Below are 18,993 nucleotides of genomic sequence, written 5' to 3' on the forward strand. Positions count from 1 at the left end.
TGCAGGTGTTCCTTCTTCAATGTCAGACCCTCGCGGGATAGTGCTTCGGACCGAGCCCGACCGTCCGAGAGGCACGTATGAGCCTGGCCCTGAGAGAACCCGTCAACCGCACCATTCTGCTGTTCGACATAGAGGACTTCAGCCGACGGGACAATGTGGCGCAGGCTTACCTGCGCCGGGAACTGCACAACGCAGTTGAGGACACCCTCGCCGAGGCGGGGGTCGAGCGGAACATGCAGTACCGCGAGGACCGCGGGGACGGCCTAATCGTTCTGATCAGTTCCGACATCCCGAAAACTGCGCTGCTTCGGGTCCTGCTGACGACCACTCCAGATGCGTTGCACCTGTACAACCGCCTGGCATCGAGCAGTGCGCAGATGCGGCTACGGATGGTCCTGGCCTCGGGAGAAGTCGCCTTGGACCCGAAGCGTGGCACTGTCGGTGGGCTCGTCGGGCACGACCTCAATCAGTCCTGCCGTCTGCTCGACTCCGAGGTCCTGCGTAAGGCCCTCGCACAGCGGGACGCGGACTGTGTGCTGGGGGTGTCGCCCTCGGTCTACGAAGGCGTGGTCCGTCACGGACATCGCGGACTGCGCCCGGAGGAGTTCCATCACGCTCCCGTGGCCGTGAAGAAGGACCGACTCGAGCTGTGGCTGCATGGTCCGCTCCCGTACGGCACGACCACCCCCGCCCCGGAGTCTCCCTCCGCTGGGAGCGAGGGCTCGGATGCGCAGGACGTCGCAGTCGGAGAGGCGCCTGGTGTCGCGCCCGCGAAGAGTGGGGCGGACGTCACATTCAACGGCGGGACCGTGTCGTTCGGCGGCAGCCAGGTCATGGGTGATCAGACCGGAGTCAGTGGCGGTCGGGTCATCGGTGACGTGATCTTGGGCAGTGTCCAGTGCGAGAACGGGAGCGAGCAGCCATGAGCGAGCAGCCCGGCGACAAGTCTGCGGAATCGTCCCAGGACGACACCGACCCGGCAGCCGACAGGCAGGAACCGGGGAACGGCGAGCACGCCGACGCGGAGGAAGATCGCCCCCAAGACCCTTGGGCCGCCCGTCGAGAGTTGTACGAACACGTACCGGCCTCCGTCGGCGGCAGCCTGGTCGGCGGTGCTCAGACCGGTGTCACCGGTGGCAGCGTCGTGGGCGACGTCGTCCTCGGAACCAAGGTGGAGCACCACTACCGCTTCGGTGCCGCCACCCATGCCTCCGGCAACATCCCGGCTGCCGAACTCGACCACCTGGCCGAGGTGTTCGCCGGATACGAGACGCTCGTTCACCCCCTTCGTGACCGGCTGCGCGAGGAGCGGGTTCTCGTACTGTCCGGCGCGCCCTTCACGGGTCGTCGCAGCGCCGCTTTGATGCTGCTGCGGTCCATTGACGCCTCGCGTGTACGCGCCATCGACCCCAACACCCGGCCGACGGCGCTGACGGACGAGATGAATGGCGATTCGCTCGGCTACCTCATCAGCGATCTGGTGACGGACAGGGACAACCCGCTGCGCGACATCGACCTATGGGCGGTGCAGGACACCCTGCGCAAGAAGGATGCCTACATGGTCATCACTGTCGACCTGTTCGCAACCCTGCGGGGTGTAGCCGTCGTCGAATGGCAGCCGTCATCGCCCCAGGCCGTGCTCCGGTCACACCTGCACGCCCGAGTACAGGACCCGCGGAAGGAGAACGGCCTGCTGAGCCTGCCGATCTCCCGGGAGTTCCTTGGCAGGGACGACCATCAACTGCGGGAGGCGGCGTCGTTCGCGGAGGCATTGGCCGCGCACGCGGATGGCAGGATCACCTACGAGGAGTTGGTGGACGTCGGCCCGATATTGGTCCGAGATCAGGTCCAAGAATGGTTCGGAACCGACGAGACCACACTTCGGGACAAGGCGTTCCTCATCTCCCTCGCGGCGTTCGACGAAGCCGCCTACGCCCTGACCGCGGAGCTCAGCGATTCCCTGTGGGGGCAATTCCAGAGGACCGAAGATGCCGGGAAGGAGCCCCGTGTCGGCATCTTCGGGACGTCCATAACCAAGCGGCTTCGTCTGGCCCGAGCCGTCGAGTACTGGCAGGAGGAACACACCGAGTGGGGCCCTGTGCTCCAGCGCATGGCACGCTTCGAGGAACGCAGAGCCGCCGGAGAGGTCCTCCGTGAAGTGTGGACGAGCCACCCCTCCGCGCGGCCGGCTCTGCTCGCGTGGCTCCGCAAGCTCGCAAAGGACGGACGCCCGCTGGTGCGCACCCGTGCGGCAGTCACCGCTGCCGTGCTGGCCGAGACCGACCTGCCGTCGGCGATGGCCCTGCTCATCGAAGGCTGGGCAAAGTCGAAGCTCTACCGAGACTGCCTCGTCGCCGCCAATGCTCTGGCCACGGCGTACGCCGTCGGTGCCCCGAACATCCCGCAGATCCTGCGCTCCTGGTGCGATGGCGAGGCCGAACCACGGACTCGCTGGACGGCTATCCGCGCGTATGCCCTCGTGGGCCCCCACATGCCCGACGAAGCGCTGGAAGCGTTGGCGGAAGCGGCCCGCACCGGGGGCGATGAAAAAGAGGCGCAGCACATCGCCGAGTCCACCGCGCTGTTGCTGAGCGACGAATCGGTGCCGGTCCGCCGCCGGGTATTGGGGCGGCTGCTCGAGTTGCTCCAGGACGAGCCTTCCGGCCGGAGGCTGGCACTGCATGCGTTCGTCCTTGCAGGCACGCGCGCTGACAGCCGGCTGCTGTTGCGGTGGTACGCGGAGGCTGCCACGTCGGGCGTGGAAGATGCAGAGAAGCTGATCCTGCTGTGGCAGACCGCTCTGGCCGATCTGCGTTACACCACCGATGCGTTGAAGGGCCTCGCCGGCTGGGTTCTCGAGGCGGACGGCGATCCGCAGGTAGAGCGACAACTGACGTTGCTACTTCCCAGGCTCGCCGTGTCACCCGAGGACGGTAAGCGTCTCGACTACATGCTCGGGACATTGTGCGCGCGACGCGGAGACGGCCCGCCTGCGGTAGCCGGCCGTCTGATGGCCGTGCTGCGTGGCGCTGCCGCCGCACCTGCGGCTGAGGGCCGTGAAGTTCCGTATCACCACTGAGTGAGGAGAATCGAGCCATGGCAGACCTCCGCCGCGAGACCGACTGGGACCAGGGCGCAGACCGGCACAGTGACCTGGCCGACCCCGTACTGACCGTGCGTCAGCTGTCCCGTTTTGACCACCGCAGGGGTTACAGCCGGATCGACAATGCGCTGGTCTTCACCACGGACAAGGGGGACTTTAAGGTCTACCTGCCGCCCCGCCGGCCAGCGCGCTCGCTGTTCGCCGTCAGGCGGTACACCGCGGTCTACGAAGTAGATATGGGGGTGCACACTTGCATCGCTTCGCTGCCGATGCCCAGCGACAATGATGCCTTCGATTTCACCGCAGAGGTGGACCTGACCTGGCAGGTCTCCCAGCCGGAACAGTTCGTGGCCAGCGGCGAGCGGAATGTGCCTGCTCTTTTGAAGCGCAGCATAGAGCGGCTGATACGTCCGGTGAGCAGGCGCTTCCCCATCGAGGAGAGTGCGGGTGCCGAGCACGCCGCGTGCCAGGTGATCGCCGACGCGGGCGAGCTGGGAAGCGAAGTCGGGTTGCGCACGTCGTGGGCCCTTCGGCTGAGGCTGGACGACGCCGCGATCATCCATCAGCAGGAGGTTCGCCGACTCCGGTACGCCGACGAACAGCTGGGTCTGTCACACGACTTGGCATTGCAGGAGGACCGGACCAGGGCGGAGCGAAATACCGAGCAGGCGCGGCACGACCATGAATTGGTCATGCTGCACGGCCGCCAGCAGGAGAAGGTGAGGGAGCTGGAGGCAGCGAAGATCCGCTATTACGAGCAGTACCTCCAGCGCGGTGGCGTGGCGATGTGGGCCCTGCACCTGGCGGAGCACCCAGAGGATTCGCGGCTGGTCCTGGAGAACCTGCGCAAGGACCAGGCGGACCTGATCCGGAGCCAGTCCGAGGTCGCCCTGCAGGTGTTGAAGGAAGGGAACCTGGAGGACTACCAGCGGGCGGGTCTCAGCAAGCAGGCCGTGGAGATCATGGAGGGATTCCTCGCCCGCAACGTCACTGTTGCAGCTCCTGCTCCTGCCGCAGCGGATGCCCTGTCCTGGGTCGGGGCCGATGACACCCTGGTGCGTTTCCACAAGGAGAAGGACAGGGCGGCCGCCGACAGCTCCGAGGAGGAGCGATGACCTGCGGTGGGACGGAAGCTCCGATTGCGGGGGCCCGTCTACTCACGGAGCTGCGGTCCGAGGCGGCCCGTGCGGACAGCAAGGCGTCCCTACTTCTGGGAGTCATGAGCATGACGGTGAGCTTGCTCGTTGGTCTGCTCGCGGCCCGAGGACGGTTTCCATTACGGCTCTCCGTCGCGGGGAGCGCGTTGTTGTGGGTGGCCTTGGCGGCCTTGGCCGGCGCACTGGTGTGTCTGCTCCTCGCCGTTGTGCCCCGTTACGGCAACGTCCAGTGGGCTCCTGGACGGCCGTTGACGTACTTCGGAGACATCCGCCGGGCCACGGACGACTGTCGGCTCGCGGAGGCACTCGATGTCACCGAGGCGCATCCGACCGAGGGAGTGCTCGAGGCACTGGCTCAGAACAGCCGCATCGTCGGCGCCAAACACCGGTGGATCCGCGTCGGCCTGGGTGCCTATTGCGTGGGAATGCTGCTGTTGCCCATCGTGCGGCTCGTTGGCTGAAGGTCCTTCGCCGACCGATTTCTCACGGCGCCGTCACGTTCCGGCCGTACGTTTACACAGGAAGATCCCATGATCACTCCTCCAGATCCCGCCCGCCCCGGCCACGCTCCCAGTGCTGAGCCCTCGGCTTCCCCGGATGCTGTGGCGATTCCGCTTCCGCACTGTCGGGGCGAGGCCGTTCCACCCCTGTCGCAATACCCGGGTAGCGCGACAGGGCCTGACGAGGGCCACCTCATCGGCGAATCGGAATACTGGTCCGATCCGAGCGCCGGGAGGCGCCCGCCGCACGAGGAACTCGGTCGGCGTGGGCGGGTGCACCTCGCGAAGCGACAGCGGGGCATTGATGCCACGGCCTGGGGGCAACTGCTTTTGCATCTGCCCTCGTTCCTCGTAAGCCTGGTCATCGTAGGGGTGCTCTCCCATGCCCTGCTCCCTGCCGTGGATTGGCTGGGGACTCTGCTGTGGCTCGTTTCGGGCGCCATGGCGTTTCACCGGCCCACCGAGAGAGTGCTGGCTCGGCATCTGCTGAACCTCCGTCACCCCACCCGGCAGGAACTGGCCCGGCTGAAACCGCTGTGGCGGGAGGCTACAGCCCGGACGGGCGTCGAGGGCCGCGTCTACGAGTTGTGGATCGAGGACAGCGATCGTCTCAACGCGCTTGCCGCGGCGGGCCACATCGTGGGCGTCACTCGGTTTGCTCTGGAGAGACTGTCCGGTGGCCAATTGGCCGCGATCCTCGCCCATGAACTGGGTCACCACGTTCGTGGTCACGCATGGACGTCGTTACTGGGGCAGTGGTACGCGGTTCCGGCTCGGCTCGCGTGGTCCGCCGTATGGGGGCTTGTCCGCCTCGTCGCCGTCATTGGCCGTGGGCGGATGGGCTTTTGGGCGGCAGTGCTGCTCATAGCAACGGGCGGCATCGTGCTGGTCGCCGCACTGTCCTACTGGTTTGTCGTCCTGCCGCTGGTCGCTTCTCCGTATCTGCTAGCCGCCGTGGCGCGCCGAGTCGAGCTGCGAGCGGATCGTCATGCGGCAGCGGCCGGGTTCGGGCCGATGCTCGCCGAGGTGTTGCACATGATGCAGGCGGCAGAACGGGAAAGCGGACGTGTGACGGCTTCCGCGTTGTCCGGGTGTGGCAGCGCGGCAGCGATTGGCACCGGGCCCACGGCACGCCGTTGCAGGCCGAGCGTCTCAGGGAAGCTTCTGTCATCGCATCCCGATTACCACACTCGCCTGCATCACCTGGCGGCGTACCTGGAGGGGCGATGAGCCTGCTCCCGTTCGTACCCTCGGATCAGGCCGTCGCCGCGGCGACTCCGGACTCGTGCCTCTTCGTCTCCTGTGCCGCTCCGAGTGGACATCTCGACCCGTTCACGCCTACGCCGAAGCGGACCGCTCCGGCGAGCGGAGTACGAGCAGGGTGATCTCGCTGGGGGCGAAGACGCGGAAGGGTGGGCCCCAGAAGCCCGCGCCGCGGCTGGTGTAGAGGAGGGTGCGGGTGCCGTGGTGGCTGAGGCCGGCGAGGGCCGGTTGGTCGAGCCGGACCAGGTGGTGGAAGGGCCAGATCTGGCCGCCGTGGGTGTGGCCGGAGAGCTGGAGGTCGATGCCCTGGGCCGCCGCGCGGTCGACGAACTTGGGCTGATGGGCGAGGAGTAGCACCGGAAGGTCGGGGTCGGCCCCGTCGAGGGCTCCCGCGAGGTGGGCGCGGTGACCCGCCAGTCCGGAGGACTCGGCCGTGACGTCGTCGACGCCGGCGACCACGAGGGTGTCACCGCCGCGTTCGAGGAGCAGATGGCGGTTGCGCAGCGGCTCCCAGCCCAGCTCGTCCATGAGGTCGACCCAGCCCTGGGCCTCGCTGTAGTACTCGTGGTTGCCGGTGACGTAGACGCGGGCGCGAGTCGCCTCAACGGTGCCCAAGGGTGTCGCCTGGGCGCGACGGCGTTCGGCCGTGCCGTCCGCGATGTCGCCGGTGTGGCAGACCAGGTCGGCCTCCAGGGTGTTCACCGTCTCGCAGAGCCGGGTCGACCAGCGGGCACGGTCGAGCGGACCGTAGTGGGTGTCGGTGATGAGGACGACCCGGGTGCCGTCCAACCCGGCTCCCAGGCGCGGGAGTTGCACGTCGAGCGTGCGCACACGTGGCACGCGTCGGGCCTCGGCGTACCCCCAGACGAGCAGTACGGCGGATACGCCGAGGACGGCCCAGGTGACGATGCGCGCCCGGCCCTCTCCGTCACCGACGCCGGCCACGGTCAGGGCGAGCCGCAGCAGAACGCCGAGCAGAACGGACCACGTGAACAGGACCCAGACGCTGCCCAGCAGCGTGTCACCGACGATCGCCGCCCGGTCCTGCTGGCGCCGGCCGTGGCCGCGCACCATCGCGAGCGGCATCCCGATCAGGCCGACGGCGAACAGCGCGGTGCCGATCAGGGCGACGGGGAGCGGCCAGTGCTGACCGGCGTGCAGGAGAACCCAGCACGGCACGGCCCACAGCAGGACGGGGGCGATCATGGGGATGTAACGCATCAGGCGCTGCAGCCGGCTCCGTGGCGCCTTTGGCGATTCACTGTCGGCGGATCGGGTGTTGCTGGTCTCGGTCACGCTTCCCCTCCTGAGGTGCGGCCTCGATTTTCGAAGTGTCCTGGAGGGCTCATTGTCCGCCGTCGCGGAAAGGGGCGGCGGCCAGGTCCGGTCCGTGTCCGGCAGCGGCACCGTGCTCGCCGCGCCGAACGCCGCGTGGGGCTCACGCCTGTCGAACCGTCAGAAGGGCCTAGCCCGCGGGCGTCTCCGCGACCGGGCGTCAGATCTCAGCGGCCAGGCCCATGTCGCCGCTGTGTTGGGCTTTCGCGGCCAGCTCCCGCAACCCGGCGACGGCCGTGTCGCGTTCGCCCTCCAGTAGCAGCACGCGGTTGCGCAACACGTCGCGTCGTATGCGGTCCTGACGGACTCGTCCAGGCTCAGCTGTCCAAGCCCGCCCGGTTCGAGCCGGGGGCGGACTGGAGCTACGCCAACACCAACTACACCCTGCGCCGCAGGCCCGCTCCCCGCGGTCTTCGGTGGCGGCCGGGCCACCGAGACCCAGGCCTGAACGGGTCGGAACGCGTCCTGGTGTCGGCCGGGAACGCGTCCTGGCGTCGACCGAACGCCAGGACGCGTTCCCGGTCGGCCAGTACCATCGCGCCATGCGACCTGCCCACTACACCGATGATGACCTGGAGCAGCACTCCCTCCGTCGACGCGTCGCGGACGACGGACAGCGGTCGGGGTTCGAGCACGATGTGGACCGCATCCTGTACTCGACGCAGTGGCGGGCGCTCGCGGGCAAGAGCCAGGTCGTCGCCAGCAGCGAACTCGGGGCGTACCACACGCGGCTCACCCACTCGATGAAGGTCGCGCAGCTGGGGCGGCGCATGGCCGAACGTCTGGAGCGGCGCTACGGCGGTCCGAACCCGGCCCTGGTCGAGGCGGCCTGCATGGCGCACGACATCGGGCACCCGCCGTTCGGTCACGCCGGAGAGACCGCGTTGCGCGCGACGATGGACGAGCTGCACGCCGGGCACGGCGTCCTCGACAGCTTCGAGGGCAACGCCCAGACCCTCCACATCCTCACCTTCCTCGCCGCGCACAAGTACGCGGGCCATCGCGGCCTGCACCTGTCCCGGGCCTGCCTGGACGCGGCCACGAAGTACCCGTGGGAGCGTGCCGCGCGCGACGTCGACCCCGCGCGGCACGGCAAATGGGGCGTCTACGCGATCGACCGGGAGGCGTTCCGGTGGGTGCGGGCGGGCCGTGACGACGACGCGGTGCCGGTCGAGGAGCAGGTGATGGACTGGGCCGACGATGTCACCTACGCCTGCCACGACGTGGAGGACTTCTACCGCGCGGGGCTGATCCCGCTGGCCTCGCTGTTCCCGGCGCCCGGGGCCGCAGGCGGTGACACCGAGCGCGAGACGCAGCGCTTCCTGGATTACGTGGCGGCCAAGCGCCACCGCGAGGGCGCCGGCTTCGACCGCGACGAGGCGGTCCACATCCTGGCCGACATCGCAAAGGCGCTGTCGATCGCGAAGCCGTACGGGGGCCGCCACGAGGACGACGTCGCCCTCAACGCCCGTACCGCCAAGCTGATCGACCACTTCACCCGCGACATCGACCTGCAGGTCGGCGGCGCGGCAGCGATCCGGTACGGCGCCCGCCTCGTCGTCCCCACCGAGCGCCGGACAGCCTGCGAGCTGCTCAAGGAACTGGTCTGGTGCTACGTCATCGACCGCCCGGCCCTGGCCACCCAGCAGCACGGCAAACGCCGCATCGTCTCCCAACTCCTGCGCTGGACCCACGAATCCCCGCACCTGCTGCCCACCGACCGCGCCGAGGAACTCGCCCTCCACGGCGACCCGCTGCGCGCCGCCGCCGACCACGTCGCGTCACTGACCGAGGGCCAGGCCGTCGCCCTGCACCGCCGCCTGTCCGGAGTCGGCCTCGGCTCCGTGACCGACGGCGACTGGCTCTGACTCGTACCGCGGTTCAGCTCCGTGACTCGGTTCAGCTTCGTACCGCGGTTCAGCTCCGTACGGCGATTCAGCGGCCGTCGGCCCCGCTCTCCAGGAGCGCCAAGGCGTAGCGGGCGTGCTGGTCGCACAGGTCCTGCTTGGTCAGCCGTCCCTCCGGGCGGTACCACGTGGCGATGGTGGAGCACATCGCGAGGATGCTGCGCGCCGCGTCCTGCGGGTACGGGGTGGTGAAGACGCCCGACGCGGCGCCCGCGGCGACCAGCTCCTCGAAGATCTCCTGGTTGCGGTCGCGTTCGGCGACCACCTGGGCGCGCTCCTCGCCCTCCAGGTGGCGCACCTCGCTCAGCGCGATGAGCATGGCGGTCTGGTAGTCCGCCACGAAACTCACGTAGGCGCGTACGGCCGCGCCCAGTTGGCCGGCCACATCCTTGCCCGCGGTGTCCACCGCCGATGTCACCTGCGCGGACAGCACCGCGTTGGCGCGGTTCAGGAGCTCCGTGAGAAGGCGGGCCTTGGAGGGGAAGTAGTTGTAGAGGTTGGACAGGCTGGTGCCCGCGGCGCGGGCGATGTCCCGCATCGAGGCGCCGTTGAAGCCGCGCTCCGCGTACAGCTGCAGGGCGGCGCGGAGGATGGCCGCCTCATTGCCCCGTCCGGAGTCGCTGATCAGGTCCAGTACGGGAGAACGATCGTTCATGCGGGGAGGCTACGGGGCTCTCGGGTCATGGTCAACGCGGCTCGATACATCGCAACACGCATCGCAATGCGTATCTCAACACGCCTATTGACGGCCGGACTTGTGCGCTGCTTGTCTACGCATGAACGTTCGTTCTTAAGGAGTCGCATGGCGGCATCGCAATCGGCGGTCCGAACGCAGTCCCTGTACTTCGAGGACTTCCGCCCCGGGCAGCGCTGGACCAGTACCGCACGCCGGATCACCGCCGACGACCTCGCGGCGTTCACCGAACTCAGCGGCGACAGACACCCGTTGCACACCGACCCCGAGTGGGCGGCACGGACACGCTTCGAACGGCCGATACTGCACGGGCCGTTCGGTATCGCGGCCTTCCTGGGATTCCTCCACGACATGGGCCTCGCAGGGGAGTCCGTCATCGCCCTGCTCGACACCAACTGGCGCTACCTGAAGCCCTCGTACGTCGGCGACACCCTCCAGTGCACCCTCACCATCACGCGCTGTCGCCGCACGTCCGACCCTCACCAGGGCGTGGTCCACCGGCACGTGGTCCTCGAGAATCAGCGGGGCGAACGCGTCCAGGAGGGCACCAGCGCCGTCCTGGTGCACGCCCGCGGAACCGGTCCCGACCCGGCATCCCTCGCACCCGGAACCGTTGAGTGGGGGAGCGCTGTCGCGGAACTCCTGTCCCAGGACGACCAGTTCGCCGCCGCGACCGCCACATGGGACGGCGCCATCGGTCTCAGGGCGGGAGACAACGAGGTGCAGCTGCGCGTCTACCTCGGCCGCATCATCGACGTCGCCCGCCGCACCCCGCACGGGCCGACCTTCACCCTCGCCGCCGACGAGCTGACCTGGGCCGAACTGCTCACCGGGGAACGCAACGACCTCGTCGCGCGCATGATGCGCGGGCAGTTCCACGCCACCGGCGACGCCTATGAGTACCTGCGCCTGACCAAGGTCCTGCACCTCATCACGGACGCGGCACGGACGCTGGCCGAGGAGGCGCGCGCATGACCCGCATCCGGCACGAAGCCCGCTACCTGGAGATCGACGGAGCGTTCGGCTACGTCGAGCAGGCGTACCTCGAAAAGGCAGGTGGCGAGCAGTCAGGCGTCGACCCGTCAGGCACCGAGCTGCCTCGGGAGGGCGCCCCGGTGCTCTGCCTGCACACCGCCGGGCAGAGTGGTGTGCAGTGGCGCCGCACCACCGAGGAGCTCGCCGCACTCGGCTACCGCGTGATCGTCCCGGATCTGCCCGGCCACGGCCGCTCCGAGCCCGCCCGGAGCGGCCCGGTCGAGGACCTGACCCAGTACGCGCAATGGTGTCAATGGCTCATCAGCGCCCTCGAGTTGGAGCGCCCGTACGTCGTCGGCTGTTCCATCGGCGGCAAGATCGCCCTCGAGCTGGCGGTACGGGCGGGGGACGAGCTGGCGGGGGCCGTCGCCCTGGCCGCCGAGGCCGGTCCCGGACGCGTCAACGTGGCAGGGCTCCGCCGCGAACTGCAGGATCTGGCCGCGCCCAGCCGCTCCGACCGGACCTACCTCGGCACCCTCGCCGTCGTCGGCTCCGCCGTGCCGCCCGCCACGGCCGAACTCATCGCCACCATGCACCGTCGCGAGGATCCCGCCGTCTCCAGTGCCGACCTGATCGGCTGGGGCACGCACGACGTACGGGACGCACTGGAATCCGCGACCTGCCCGGTCCAACTGGTCGCGGGCCAGGACGACTTGTGGCTCGACCTCGAACAGGTGCGGCGGACGGCCGAGGCGCTTCCGCACGGACAGTACGCGCTGCTGCCGGGCGTCGGCCACTACCCGATGGAGGAGGTCGACGGCTTCGCCGGCCTCCTCGACGGCTGGCTGCGGCAGCTGTCCCGGGACCGCGCCGCGGCCGGCTGAGCCCCGCCCCGCACTGCGCCCCGGCCGCGCCGCGCCCTGCCGGACTCTTCGACCACGGGAACACCGTCTTGCCCACCCGCACGGTGAAAGGACTCCGATGACCACCCTCACCGACCTCCTGTCCGGACTCGTGGACCGCGACCCCGACGCCGTATTCGCCATCGACGCGGGGGCCGGCGGCGAGCGGGCGGCCGTCACCCGCCGGGAGTTCCAGGTGCGCGCCGCCCGGCTCCGTACGGAACTCGCCGACGTCGGTGTCGGCCGGGGCGACTGCGTGGCGGTCTGGCTGCCGAACTGGTCGTCCGCACTGGCCTGGCAGTTCGCCGCCGCCGGCCTCGGAGCGCACGTCATCGGGGTCAACACCCGTTACAACGTCGACGAGTTGGTGCACGTACTCGACCGGGCCCGGCCCAAGGTCCTCGCCCTCGCACACGACTTCCACGGCCTCGACCTGGCCGGCATCCTCCGCCGCGCCCTGCCCCGCACCACCGCGCCCACCCCCGTGGTCGCCGTCGTCCCGGGCCCTGACACCGACCCGCCGGCCGACCCCTCCGCGTACGACATGGGCGCCGGCGCCTGGACACCTCGTACCGCCGAAGACACCACTGCGGCGCCCGCGCACACCGAAGGCACCCCCGCGTCCACCGGACACACCACTGCCGTGCCCCCGCCCACCGGAGACGAACTCACCGTCGCCTTCACCACCTCCGGCTCCACGGGCCGACCCAAACTCGCCGCGCACCGCGAGTCCGCCGTCGTCGCCCACGCGGAGGCCGACGCCCGAGCCCTCGGCATCGAGGACGGCGACGTCGTCGGCTGCATCCTCCCGCTCTCCGGCACCTTCGGCTTCACCACCGCCATGGCCGCGATCGCAGGAGGCGCCGCCTGCCTCCTCGAACCGGTCTTCCAGGAGGACACGGCCCTCGCTGGTCTCGCCCGGCACGGGGTGACCCATCTCGTGGGCGGCGACGACATGGTCTCCCGGCTCGTCGAGGCCTGGCGGCGCGCACCGCGGGACCTCTCCGGCCTGCGCTGGCTCGGCATGGCCGACTTCCTCGGCCGCACCCGTGACATCGCGGCCTGGGCGCAGAAGGAGTTCGGGACTCACACCTCCGGTGTGTACGGCTCCTCGGAGGTCTTCGCCCTCGCCCTGTGCTGGCCGCCCGGCGAACCCGCGCCGCGCCGCTGGCTCGGCGGCGGCCGTCCGGTGTCACCGGACATCGCCGTACGGGTCGTCGACCCGGAGACGGACGACCCCGTACGGCCCGGCGCCCAGGGCGAGTTGCAGCTGCGCGGCCCCAACGTGGTCGATGCCTACCTGGGTGACCCGGAGGCCGCCGAGCGCGCCTTCACCGCCGACGGATGGTTCCGCACCGGGGACCTGGCGACGCTCGCGGAGGACGGGGCCGTCGAGTACGTGTGCCGGATGGGCGACGTGCTGCGGCTGCGCGGCTTCCTCGTCGACCCGGCGGAGATCGAGCAGCGTCTTGCCGCACACACCGCCGTACGGACCGCGAAGGTCGTCGGCGCGCGCGGCGAGGACGGCGCCCCGCAGGCCGTCGCCTTCGTCGTCCTCGACACACCCACCGGGCCCGAGGGGCTCCGGGAGTGGTGTGCGCAGGGCCTGGCCCGCTTCAAGGTCCCGGCGGCCGTGCACGTACTGGACCGCATGCCCACCACCTCGGGCACGAACGGCACCAAGATCCGGGCCGCCGCGCTCCGCGAACGCGCCCAGCAGCTCCTGACAGGAGGCGAACAGCGGTGACCAGCAACGGAATGCGCCGACTCGCGGGCGCGGCCGTCCTCTCCACGGCGCTGGAGTGGTTCGACTTTCTCATCTACGCCACCGCCGCGGCGCTCGTCCTCGGGGACCTCTTCTTCCCGTCCTTCAGCGACATCGCCGGAACCCTGGCCTCCTTCGCGACCTTCGCCGTGGGCTTCGTCGCGCGGCCGCTCGGCGGGATCGTCGCAGGCCACCTCGGCGACCGGTTCGGGCGCAAACCGCCGCTGGTGGGGGCGCTCGTGGTGATGGGTGTCGCGACGTTCGGCGTCGGCGTGCTCCCCACGTACGCCACCGTCGGCACCTGGGCACCCGTCCTGCTCGTGTTCCTCCGCCTGATCCAGGGGCTCGGCGTCGGCGCCCAGTGGGGCGGCGCCGCGCTGCTCCTCACCGAGCACGCACCCGTGGAACGGCGCGGCTTCTACGGCAGCCTCGTCCAGACCGGCGCCATCATCGGCGCGGTCGCGGGCAACGCCGTCTTCCTGCTGCTCACCGCGACCCTGTCCGACTCGGCGTTCACCAGCTGGGGCTGGCGGATCCCCTTCGTCACCGGCCTCGCCCTGGTCGCCGTCGGCCTCTACGTTCAGCTGAAGATCGAGGACTCGCCGGTCTTCCGGGCCATGCGCGACCGGTCGGCGCAGGCCGAGCACACCGCCGGGGCCCAAAAGTCCCCACTGCGCCAGGCCGTACGGCACCACTGGCGGGCCATCCTCCAGGCGTCCGGCGCCTTCTTCGTCGTGAACGCCACGTTCTACATCCTGATCAGCGGCATGCTCGACTACGGCACCACCCACGCCGGGCTCTCCCGCACCACCACGCTGCTCTGCGTCCTCGGCGCCGGCGCCACGCAGATCGTCACGATCCCGCTCTTCGGGGCGCTCTCGGACCGCTGGTCCCGCCGCAAGCTCTACCTCACGGGCGCGGCGCTCATGGGCCTCTTCGCCTTCCCCCTGTTCTGGCTGATCGACACGGGATCGGCGCCGCTGACCTTCCTGTCCCTGCTGATCGGCTTCACGATCCACGCCACCATGTACGGTCCGCAGGCCGCGCTGTACGCCGAGATGTTCCCCGCGGAGGTGCGCTACTCCGGCGCGTCCCTCGGCTACCAGACCGCCTCGGTGCTCGCCGGCGGCCTCGCCCCGTTCCTGATGACCGCGATGCTGGCCGCGACGGGCTCCTCCTGGTCGGTCTCCGCGTACATCCTCCTGCTCTCCGTCCTGACCTTCATCGCGGTCTATACGATCCGGGAGTCCTTCCGCCGCGACCTGTACGCGGCGGGGACCCGCGACGGGGCGGAGGTGCCCGGGGGCTCGCAGGTGGCGGAGCCGTCCGGGAGCTGAGGACAACGGTCCGGGCGGCGCCTTCGGGCTCCGCCCGGACGGGCGGATCAGCGCAGTCCGGCGAAGAGGTCCTTCTCGGGCAGGGCCGCCCCGGTCGTGTCCTTGACGCGGACGAAGGTCTCCAGGCCCATCAGCTCGCCGAACCGCTCCTTGCCCATCTTGAGGAAGAAGATGTTCTCGCCCTGGCTGGCGTGCGCGGCCAGGGAGTCGAACTTCTGGTCGCTGAACGCGGTGGTGTCGACCCACGTCGTGATCTCGTCATCGGGAAGGCCGATGTCGGCCAGTGCGGCGGCCTCGGCCGGGTCCGGCTCCGGCATGTCCTCATTGAACTCGCGCATGATCTCGCCGAACCGCTGCATGCCCGAGTGGGGCATCGTCGTCCAGTACACCTTCGGTGTCAGGTCGGTCATCTCCACCGCCGCCATCGTGATGCGGTGGGCCTGAATGTGGTCGGGGTGGCCGTAGAAACCGTTCTCGTCGTAGGTGACGACCACATCGGGGCGGTAGTGGCGCATGAGCTCCGCGAGACGGGCGGCGCCCTCCTCCACGGGGGTCCGCCAGAAGGATCCGGGCGCGTCATTGCTCGGCCAGCCGATCATCCCGGAGTCGGCGTAGTCCAGCGTCTCCAGGTCGCTGATCTTCAGGACCTCGCAGCTCGTCTCGAGCTCCTGGCGGCGCATCTTGGCGACGGCCACCGGATCGTGCCCGGGTTCGCCGGGCTTGACGCCTCCCGGCCCGTCACCGCAACCGCCGTCGGTACAGGTCACGAGCACCGTGCGGATGCCTTCCGCCGCATATCGCGCGAGGACCCCTCCGGTGCTGGTGGCCTCGTCGTCGGGGTGGGCGTGCACGGTCATGAGCGTCAAGGGTCGGTCGGACATGAAAGGGGCCTCCTGCGAAAACATGTCTGGTAGGAGGGCGCGGCGGCAGTCGTGCCGCGCCCTCGGCAGATGCAACCGCGCGGGACGAGTCGGCTGTTCCCGGGGTGACCGATTTGTTCCCGACCGGTTGTTTCATTTGTCCCTGACCTGTTGTTTCAACTGTGCCAACGGATCCCTTGCCCGCGCCGTATCATCCCTCCCGTGGCAAGGGGGAAGCGGCTGATCGCCGTGGGGGTTTTGGCTGCGGGTGCCGCAGTGCTGGGTGGGGTGTGGGGACAGCGCGTGGCGCGGCACCGGCTGTTCCGGTCCGGGCCGCACGACACGTCCGTCTACGACGCCGAGCGCAACGCCCTCTTCGATCCGGCCCGAGGCGGCTGGCTCGACCTGGACACGGGGCAGCTGCATCGGTACGCGCCCGACTCACCGCTGATGCCCTACGTGTTCCTGCTCCTGGGAGTGGGCTGTCTGGCGGGCCTCGTGCTGGCGGTCAACTGGACCATCGAGCATCGGCAGTTGGTGGGGTACACCTGGCGCGAGTCCGTGCGGCGTCCGCTGAACACGCTGGGCGTCCTGGGGGTCTGGACGGTGCTGCTCGCCGTGCCCTACCTGGCTCAGGGCGATGTCATCGCCGCTGTCCTCCGGGATCCGCCGACCGCGGTCTTCCTCGGTGTCACCATGGGGTCCGTGCTGGCGGTCGCCATGCTGGTGTACGTGCCGTGGCTCGTTGTTCGGGGCATCGGGACGATGGTGCTGCTACTCCGCCTGTTCCGGGCCAAGAACGCGTCCTCGGGGCCCGGTGCCGGGCGGCAGGACGCCCTGCGCGACGTGGCGCGGCGGGCCGAGGTGTTCCGGACGGACACCGTGCGCGACTTCGATTCCCTGGCAGGTCTTGTGCGCGCGGAGGCGTCCATCGACCTGCTGGCGGACCAGGGCAGCGACACCGTGCTGGACGATCTGCTGCGCGACGGCCCGGCGGCTCTGGAGGCTTCTCCGCGGCACGTGATGGACCGGGTCCTGTTCACGGTGGGGCGGCCCGCGGCGGAGGTGAACGTGGCTCGGGCCTTCATCCTCCGCTACGAGTGGACCGGGGCCGCGGTCAACCTGGACCGGGCGATCGACGTCCTCGCCCCTCTCGCCGCAAAGCCGCACCGCTGGTTCTGGCTCACGTTGACCGACTGGCCCGTCGTCTTCCTGACACTGGCCTGGGCACTCAAGGACCGCTACGAGCTGCGTGCGGACCGTGCCGACCTCGAACGGGCCCTCGCCCTGGTCAGGCAGGTGTCCGACCGGGATCCGGCCAGGGCGCGGGCCCGCCTCGTCGAGCTGGAGCTGATCAGATATCGCGCCACGGCCGACCCGGCGGCGCTGGCGGCGGCCGTGGGGGAGGGGCGGAGCGGGGACCCCGACCCGGGCACGGTCGAGGCGCTGCTCGAACGGTTCGACCGGGATGGCGACCGTCAAGACCTCGACGAGGCACGGGAGTTGGCGGACCGTCTGGTGGCGGAGCGTGGCCCCGGCCACCCGCTGCACGCCGTGTGCCTGACGGTCAGGGCCCGCGCGCTGGACGTATCGGGCGAGCGCGACGCGGCCGCGCAGTGCTTGCGCGAGGCGGTAGGCGACTCCTCGTCGCCGTTGCAGACCCGGCTGGCCGCCGCCGTCGGCCTCGGTGAACTCGGCGCCGGAGGACCGCTGTCGGTCGAGGGGTACGGGGCGGCGGCCGAACTCCTGCCGCAGATGGCCTGGATCGGGCTGCGCCGCGACGACCAGCGGTGGCTGCTCAGCCGCTGGCAGGGGGTGTCGACGGCCGCCGCCGCGGCCGCGATCGCCGAGGGCCGGGTGACGTACGCGGTCGAGGTCCTGGAGTACGGCCGAGCCGTCATGTGGGGCCAACTGGCCCGGCTGCGTACGGGAGTTGAGGCCGCTCGCGCCGCGGATCCCGACCTGGCGCGCCGCCTCGCCGAGATCCGTGCCGAGCTCGACATGCCCGGCGACGAGGCGGGCGGGCGCCCCGACGGCCGGACGGGCGCCGACGTGGAGCGGCGTATCCGTCTCGGCCGGGAGTGGGAGCAACTCGCCGCTCAACTAAGGGAGTCGGAGCGGGCCGGCTACCGGGAGCTGGCGAGGGTCGCGGTGCACGGCCCCGTCGTGGTGCTCAACGCCGGCCCGCTGCGCTGCGACGCCATCATCCTGCTGGCCGACCGGGACGAACCCCTCCTCGTGCCGCTCGACCGGCTCGACCACGACGAACTCGTCGAGTGGGCCCGGCAGTCCGTCGATCCGGACGGCCGCCACCAGGCCATGCTCAACGTCATCGCGCCACGACTGTGGGCCGACCTCGCCGTGCCCGTACTGGCGGCCCTGACGCCCCACCTCAAGGCCGACCGGCGGATCTGGTGGTGCCCCACCGGCCCCTTCACCGCCCTGCCGATCCACGCGGCCGGACAGCACGGTGGCCCCGGCGGTCCCGGCGGTCCCGGCGGTCCCGGCGGTCCCGGCGGTCCCGGCGGTCCCGTCGATCCCGATGGCCCCGCCCTGCTCGACGAGGTCGTCTCCTCCTACACCCCCACCATCGGCGCGCTCCTGCGGTCCGCCGAGCGCACCGTGACGGCCCGCGGCCGGCTCGTCGTCGCCGCACCGCAGACCCCCGACCGGCCCGATCTGCCGCAAGTGGCCCAGGAATCCGCCGAGTTCCTGCGCCACTTCCCCGACGCGGTGCCGCTCGACCCCGCACACGTCGACGACGTCCTCACGCGGCTGCGCGACGCCCGCTGGGCGCACTTCGCCTGCCACGCCGACGCCGCAGGACTGGCCGTGGCCGACGGCGTGGTCTCCCTCGACCAGCTGGCCGACCTCGGTCTTCCCAGCGCCGAGTTCTGCTATCTGTCGGCGTGCAGCACCGCCGCCCCTGACCCGCGCGCGTACGACGAGGCGATCCACCTCGCCGCCCTCCTCCACCTGCAGTCGTACACGCACGTGGTGGGCACCCTGTGGGAGGTCGACAGCGACAGGGCGCTCGACGCCGCGCGCGAGGTGTACCGGACGCTCACCGAGCACGGCCCGCCCGACAGCAGGCTCGCCGCCCAGGCCGTGCACAACGCGGCACAGACCCTGCGCCAGGCCGCCCCACGCAACGTGGACGTCTGGTCCTCCCTGCTGCACATCGGACCCTAGAGG

Annotated in this window: 14 protein-coding genes; 11 read left to right on the forward strand and 3 right to left on the reverse strand. The window is 70.2% G+C overall.

Going from position 1 to position 18,993, the window contains the following annotated elements; translation table 11 throughout:
• The first annotated feature begins 77 nt into the window (after window positions 1-77).
• The 5 genes from OG746_RS18640 (at window position 78) to OG746_RS18660 (ending at window position 5,990) form a co-directional block, all read left to right on the forward strand.
• The gene (locus tag OG746_RS18640) at window positions 78-926 is read left to right on the forward strand and encodes a hypothetical protein (protein WP_266715905.1); all 849 of its coding nucleotides are present in this window, start codon (window positions 78-80) and stop codon (window positions 924-926) included.
• On the forward strand, window positions 923-3,079 hold the full coding sequence (locus OG746_RS18645; RefSeq protein ID WP_266715907.1) for a hypothetical protein: 2,157 nt from the start codon (window positions 923-925) through the stop codon (window positions 3,077-3,079). Before OG746_RS18640 ends, OG746_RS18645 begins: the two co-directional genes overlap by 4 nt.
• A 17-nt stretch (window positions 3,080-3,096) precedes the next feature.
• Window positions 3,097-4,218: a PE-PGRS family protein gene (locus OG746_RS18650; RefSeq protein WP_266715909.1), complete on the forward strand. Its 1,122-nt coding sequence runs from the start codon at window positions 3,097-3,099 to the stop codon at window positions 4,216-4,218.
• Window positions 4,215-4,721 carry a Pycsar system effector family protein gene (locus tag OG746_RS18655; protein ID WP_524540428.1) on the forward strand — a complete coding sequence of 169 codons (507 nt, stop codon included), beginning with the start codon at window positions 4,215-4,217 and terminating at the stop codon, window positions 4,719-4,721. The genes OG746_RS18650 and OG746_RS18655 overlap by 4 nt, the downstream gene beginning before the upstream one ends.
• A gap of 312 nt (window positions 4,722-5,033) precedes the next feature.
• Window positions 5,034-5,990, forward strand: coding sequence for a M48 family metalloprotease (locus OG746_RS18660; protein WP_266715913.1), 957 nt, complete (start codon window positions 5,034-5,036; stop codon window positions 5,988-5,990).
• Window positions 5,991-6,098: 108 nt separating this feature from the next.
• Here OG746_RS18660 and OG746_RS18665 read toward each other — a convergent pair whose 3' ends face one another.
• Window positions 6,099-7,319: a metallophosphoesterase gene (locus OG746_RS18665; RefSeq protein ID WP_266715915.1), complete on the reverse strand. Its 1,221-nt coding sequence runs from the start codon at window positions 7,317-7,319 to the stop codon at window positions 6,099-6,101.
• 581 nt (window positions 7,320-7,900) lie between these two features.
• Between OG746_RS18665 and OG746_RS18670 the strand changes: the two genes are divergently transcribed.
• Complete coding sequence (locus OG746_RS18670; protein WP_266715917.1) at window positions 7,901-9,226, forward strand: deoxyguanosinetriphosphate triphosphohydrolase family protein; 1,326 nt, start codon at window positions 7,901-7,903, stop codon at window positions 9,224-9,226.
• A gap of 67 nt (window positions 9,227-9,293) precedes the next feature.
• Here the strand turns inward: OG746_RS18670 and OG746_RS18675 are convergent, their stop codons facing one another.
• A complete protein-coding gene (locus tag OG746_RS18675) occupies window positions 9,294-9,920 on the reverse strand; it encodes a TetR/AcrR family transcriptional regulator (protein WP_266715918.1) in 627 nt (208 codons plus the stop codon).
• Window positions 9,921-10,067: 147 nt separating this feature from the next.
• On the opposite strand from OG746_RS18675, the gene OG746_RS18680 reads away from it, so the two are divergent.
• The 4 genes from OG746_RS18680 (at window position 10,068) to OG746_RS18695 (ending at window position 14,938) form a co-directional block, all read left to right on the forward strand.
• Complete coding sequence (locus tag OG746_RS18680; protein ID WP_266715919.1) at window positions 10,068-10,934, forward strand: MaoC/PaaZ C-terminal domain-containing protein; 867 nt, start codon at window positions 10,068-10,070, stop codon at window positions 10,932-10,934.
• Window positions 10,931-11,818 (forward strand): alpha/beta fold hydrolase, encoded by an 888-nt coding sequence (locus tag OG746_RS18685; RefSeq protein ID WP_266715920.1) that lies wholly within the window; start codon window positions 10,931-10,933, stop codon window positions 11,816-11,818. The genes OG746_RS18680 and OG746_RS18685 overlap by 4 nt, the downstream gene beginning before the upstream one ends.
• Before the next feature lie 97 nt (window positions 11,819-11,915).
• Complete coding sequence (locus OG746_RS18690; protein WP_266715921.1) at window positions 11,916-13,583, forward strand: AMP-binding protein; 1,668 nt, start codon at window positions 11,916-11,918, stop codon at window positions 13,581-13,583.
• A complete protein-coding gene (locus tag OG746_RS18695; protein WP_323179629.1) occupies window positions 13,580-14,938 on the forward strand; it encodes an MFS transporter in 1,359 nt (452 codons plus the stop codon). The genes OG746_RS18690 and OG746_RS18695 overlap by 4 nt, the downstream gene beginning before the upstream one ends.
• A 47-nt stretch (window positions 14,939-14,985) precedes the next feature.
• On the opposite strand, the gene OG746_RS18700 is transcribed toward OG746_RS18695, so the two are convergent.
• Window positions 14,986-15,819 carry a PIG-L family deacetylase gene (locus OG746_RS18700; protein WP_266715922.1) on the reverse strand — a complete coding sequence of 278 codons (834 nt, stop codon included), beginning with the start codon at window positions 15,817-15,819 and terminating at the stop codon, window positions 14,986-14,988.
• A gap of 201 nt (window positions 15,820-16,020) precedes the next feature.
• Between OG746_RS18700 and OG746_RS18705 the strand changes: the two genes are divergently transcribed.
• Window positions 16,021-18,990, forward strand: a complete 2,970-nt coding sequence (locus tag OG746_RS18705) for a CHAT domain-containing protein (RefSeq protein ID WP_266715923.1) — start codon at window positions 16,021-16,023, stop codon at window positions 18,988-18,990.
• The last annotated feature ends 3 nt before the right edge of the window (window positions 18,991-18,993 follow it).

This window comes from Streptomyces sp. NBC_01016 (assembly GCF_026341035.1).
Classification (GTDB): Bacteria; Actinomycetota; Actinomycetes; order Streptomycetales; family Streptomycetaceae; genus Streptomyces.

Coding starts and splice junctions, on each gene's coding strand:
- OG746_RS18700 (WP_266715922.1), bottom strand. CDS start 15,819: ATGTCCGACCGACCCTTGACGCTCATGACCGTGCACGCCCACCCCGAC.
- OG746_RS18645 (WP_266715907.1), top strand. CDS start 923: ATGAGCGAGCAGCCCGGCGACAAGTCTGCGGAATCGTCCCAGGACGAC.
- OG746_RS18675 (WP_266715918.1), bottom strand. CDS start 9,920: ATGAACGATCGTTCTCCCGTACTGGACCTGATCAGCGACTCCGGACGG.
- OG746_RS18685 (WP_266715920.1), top strand. CDS start 10,931: ATGACCCGCATCCGGCACGAAGCCCGCTACCTGGAGATCGACGGAGCG.
- OG746_RS18680 (WP_266715919.1), top strand. CDS start 10,068: ATGGCGGCATCGCAATCGGCGGTCCGAACGCAGTCCCTGTACTTCGAG.
- OG746_RS18640 (WP_266715905.1), top strand. CDS start 78: ATGAGCCTGGCCCTGAGAGAACCCGTCAACCGCACCATTCTGCTGTTC.
- OG746_RS18670 (WP_266715917.1), top strand. CDS start 7,901: ATGCGACCTGCCCACTACACCGATGATGACCTGGAGCAGCACTCCCTC.
- OG746_RS18655 (WP_524540428.1), top strand. CDS start 4,215: ATGACCTGCGGTGGGACGGAAGCTCCGATTGCGGGGGCCCGTCTACTC.
- OG746_RS18690 (WP_266715921.1), top strand. CDS start 11,916: ATGACCACCCTCACCGACCTCCTGTCCGGACTCGTGGACCGCGACCCC.
- OG746_RS18650 (WP_266715909.1), top strand. CDS start 3,097: ATGGCAGACCTCCGCCGCGAGACCGACTGGGACCAGGGCGCAGACCGG.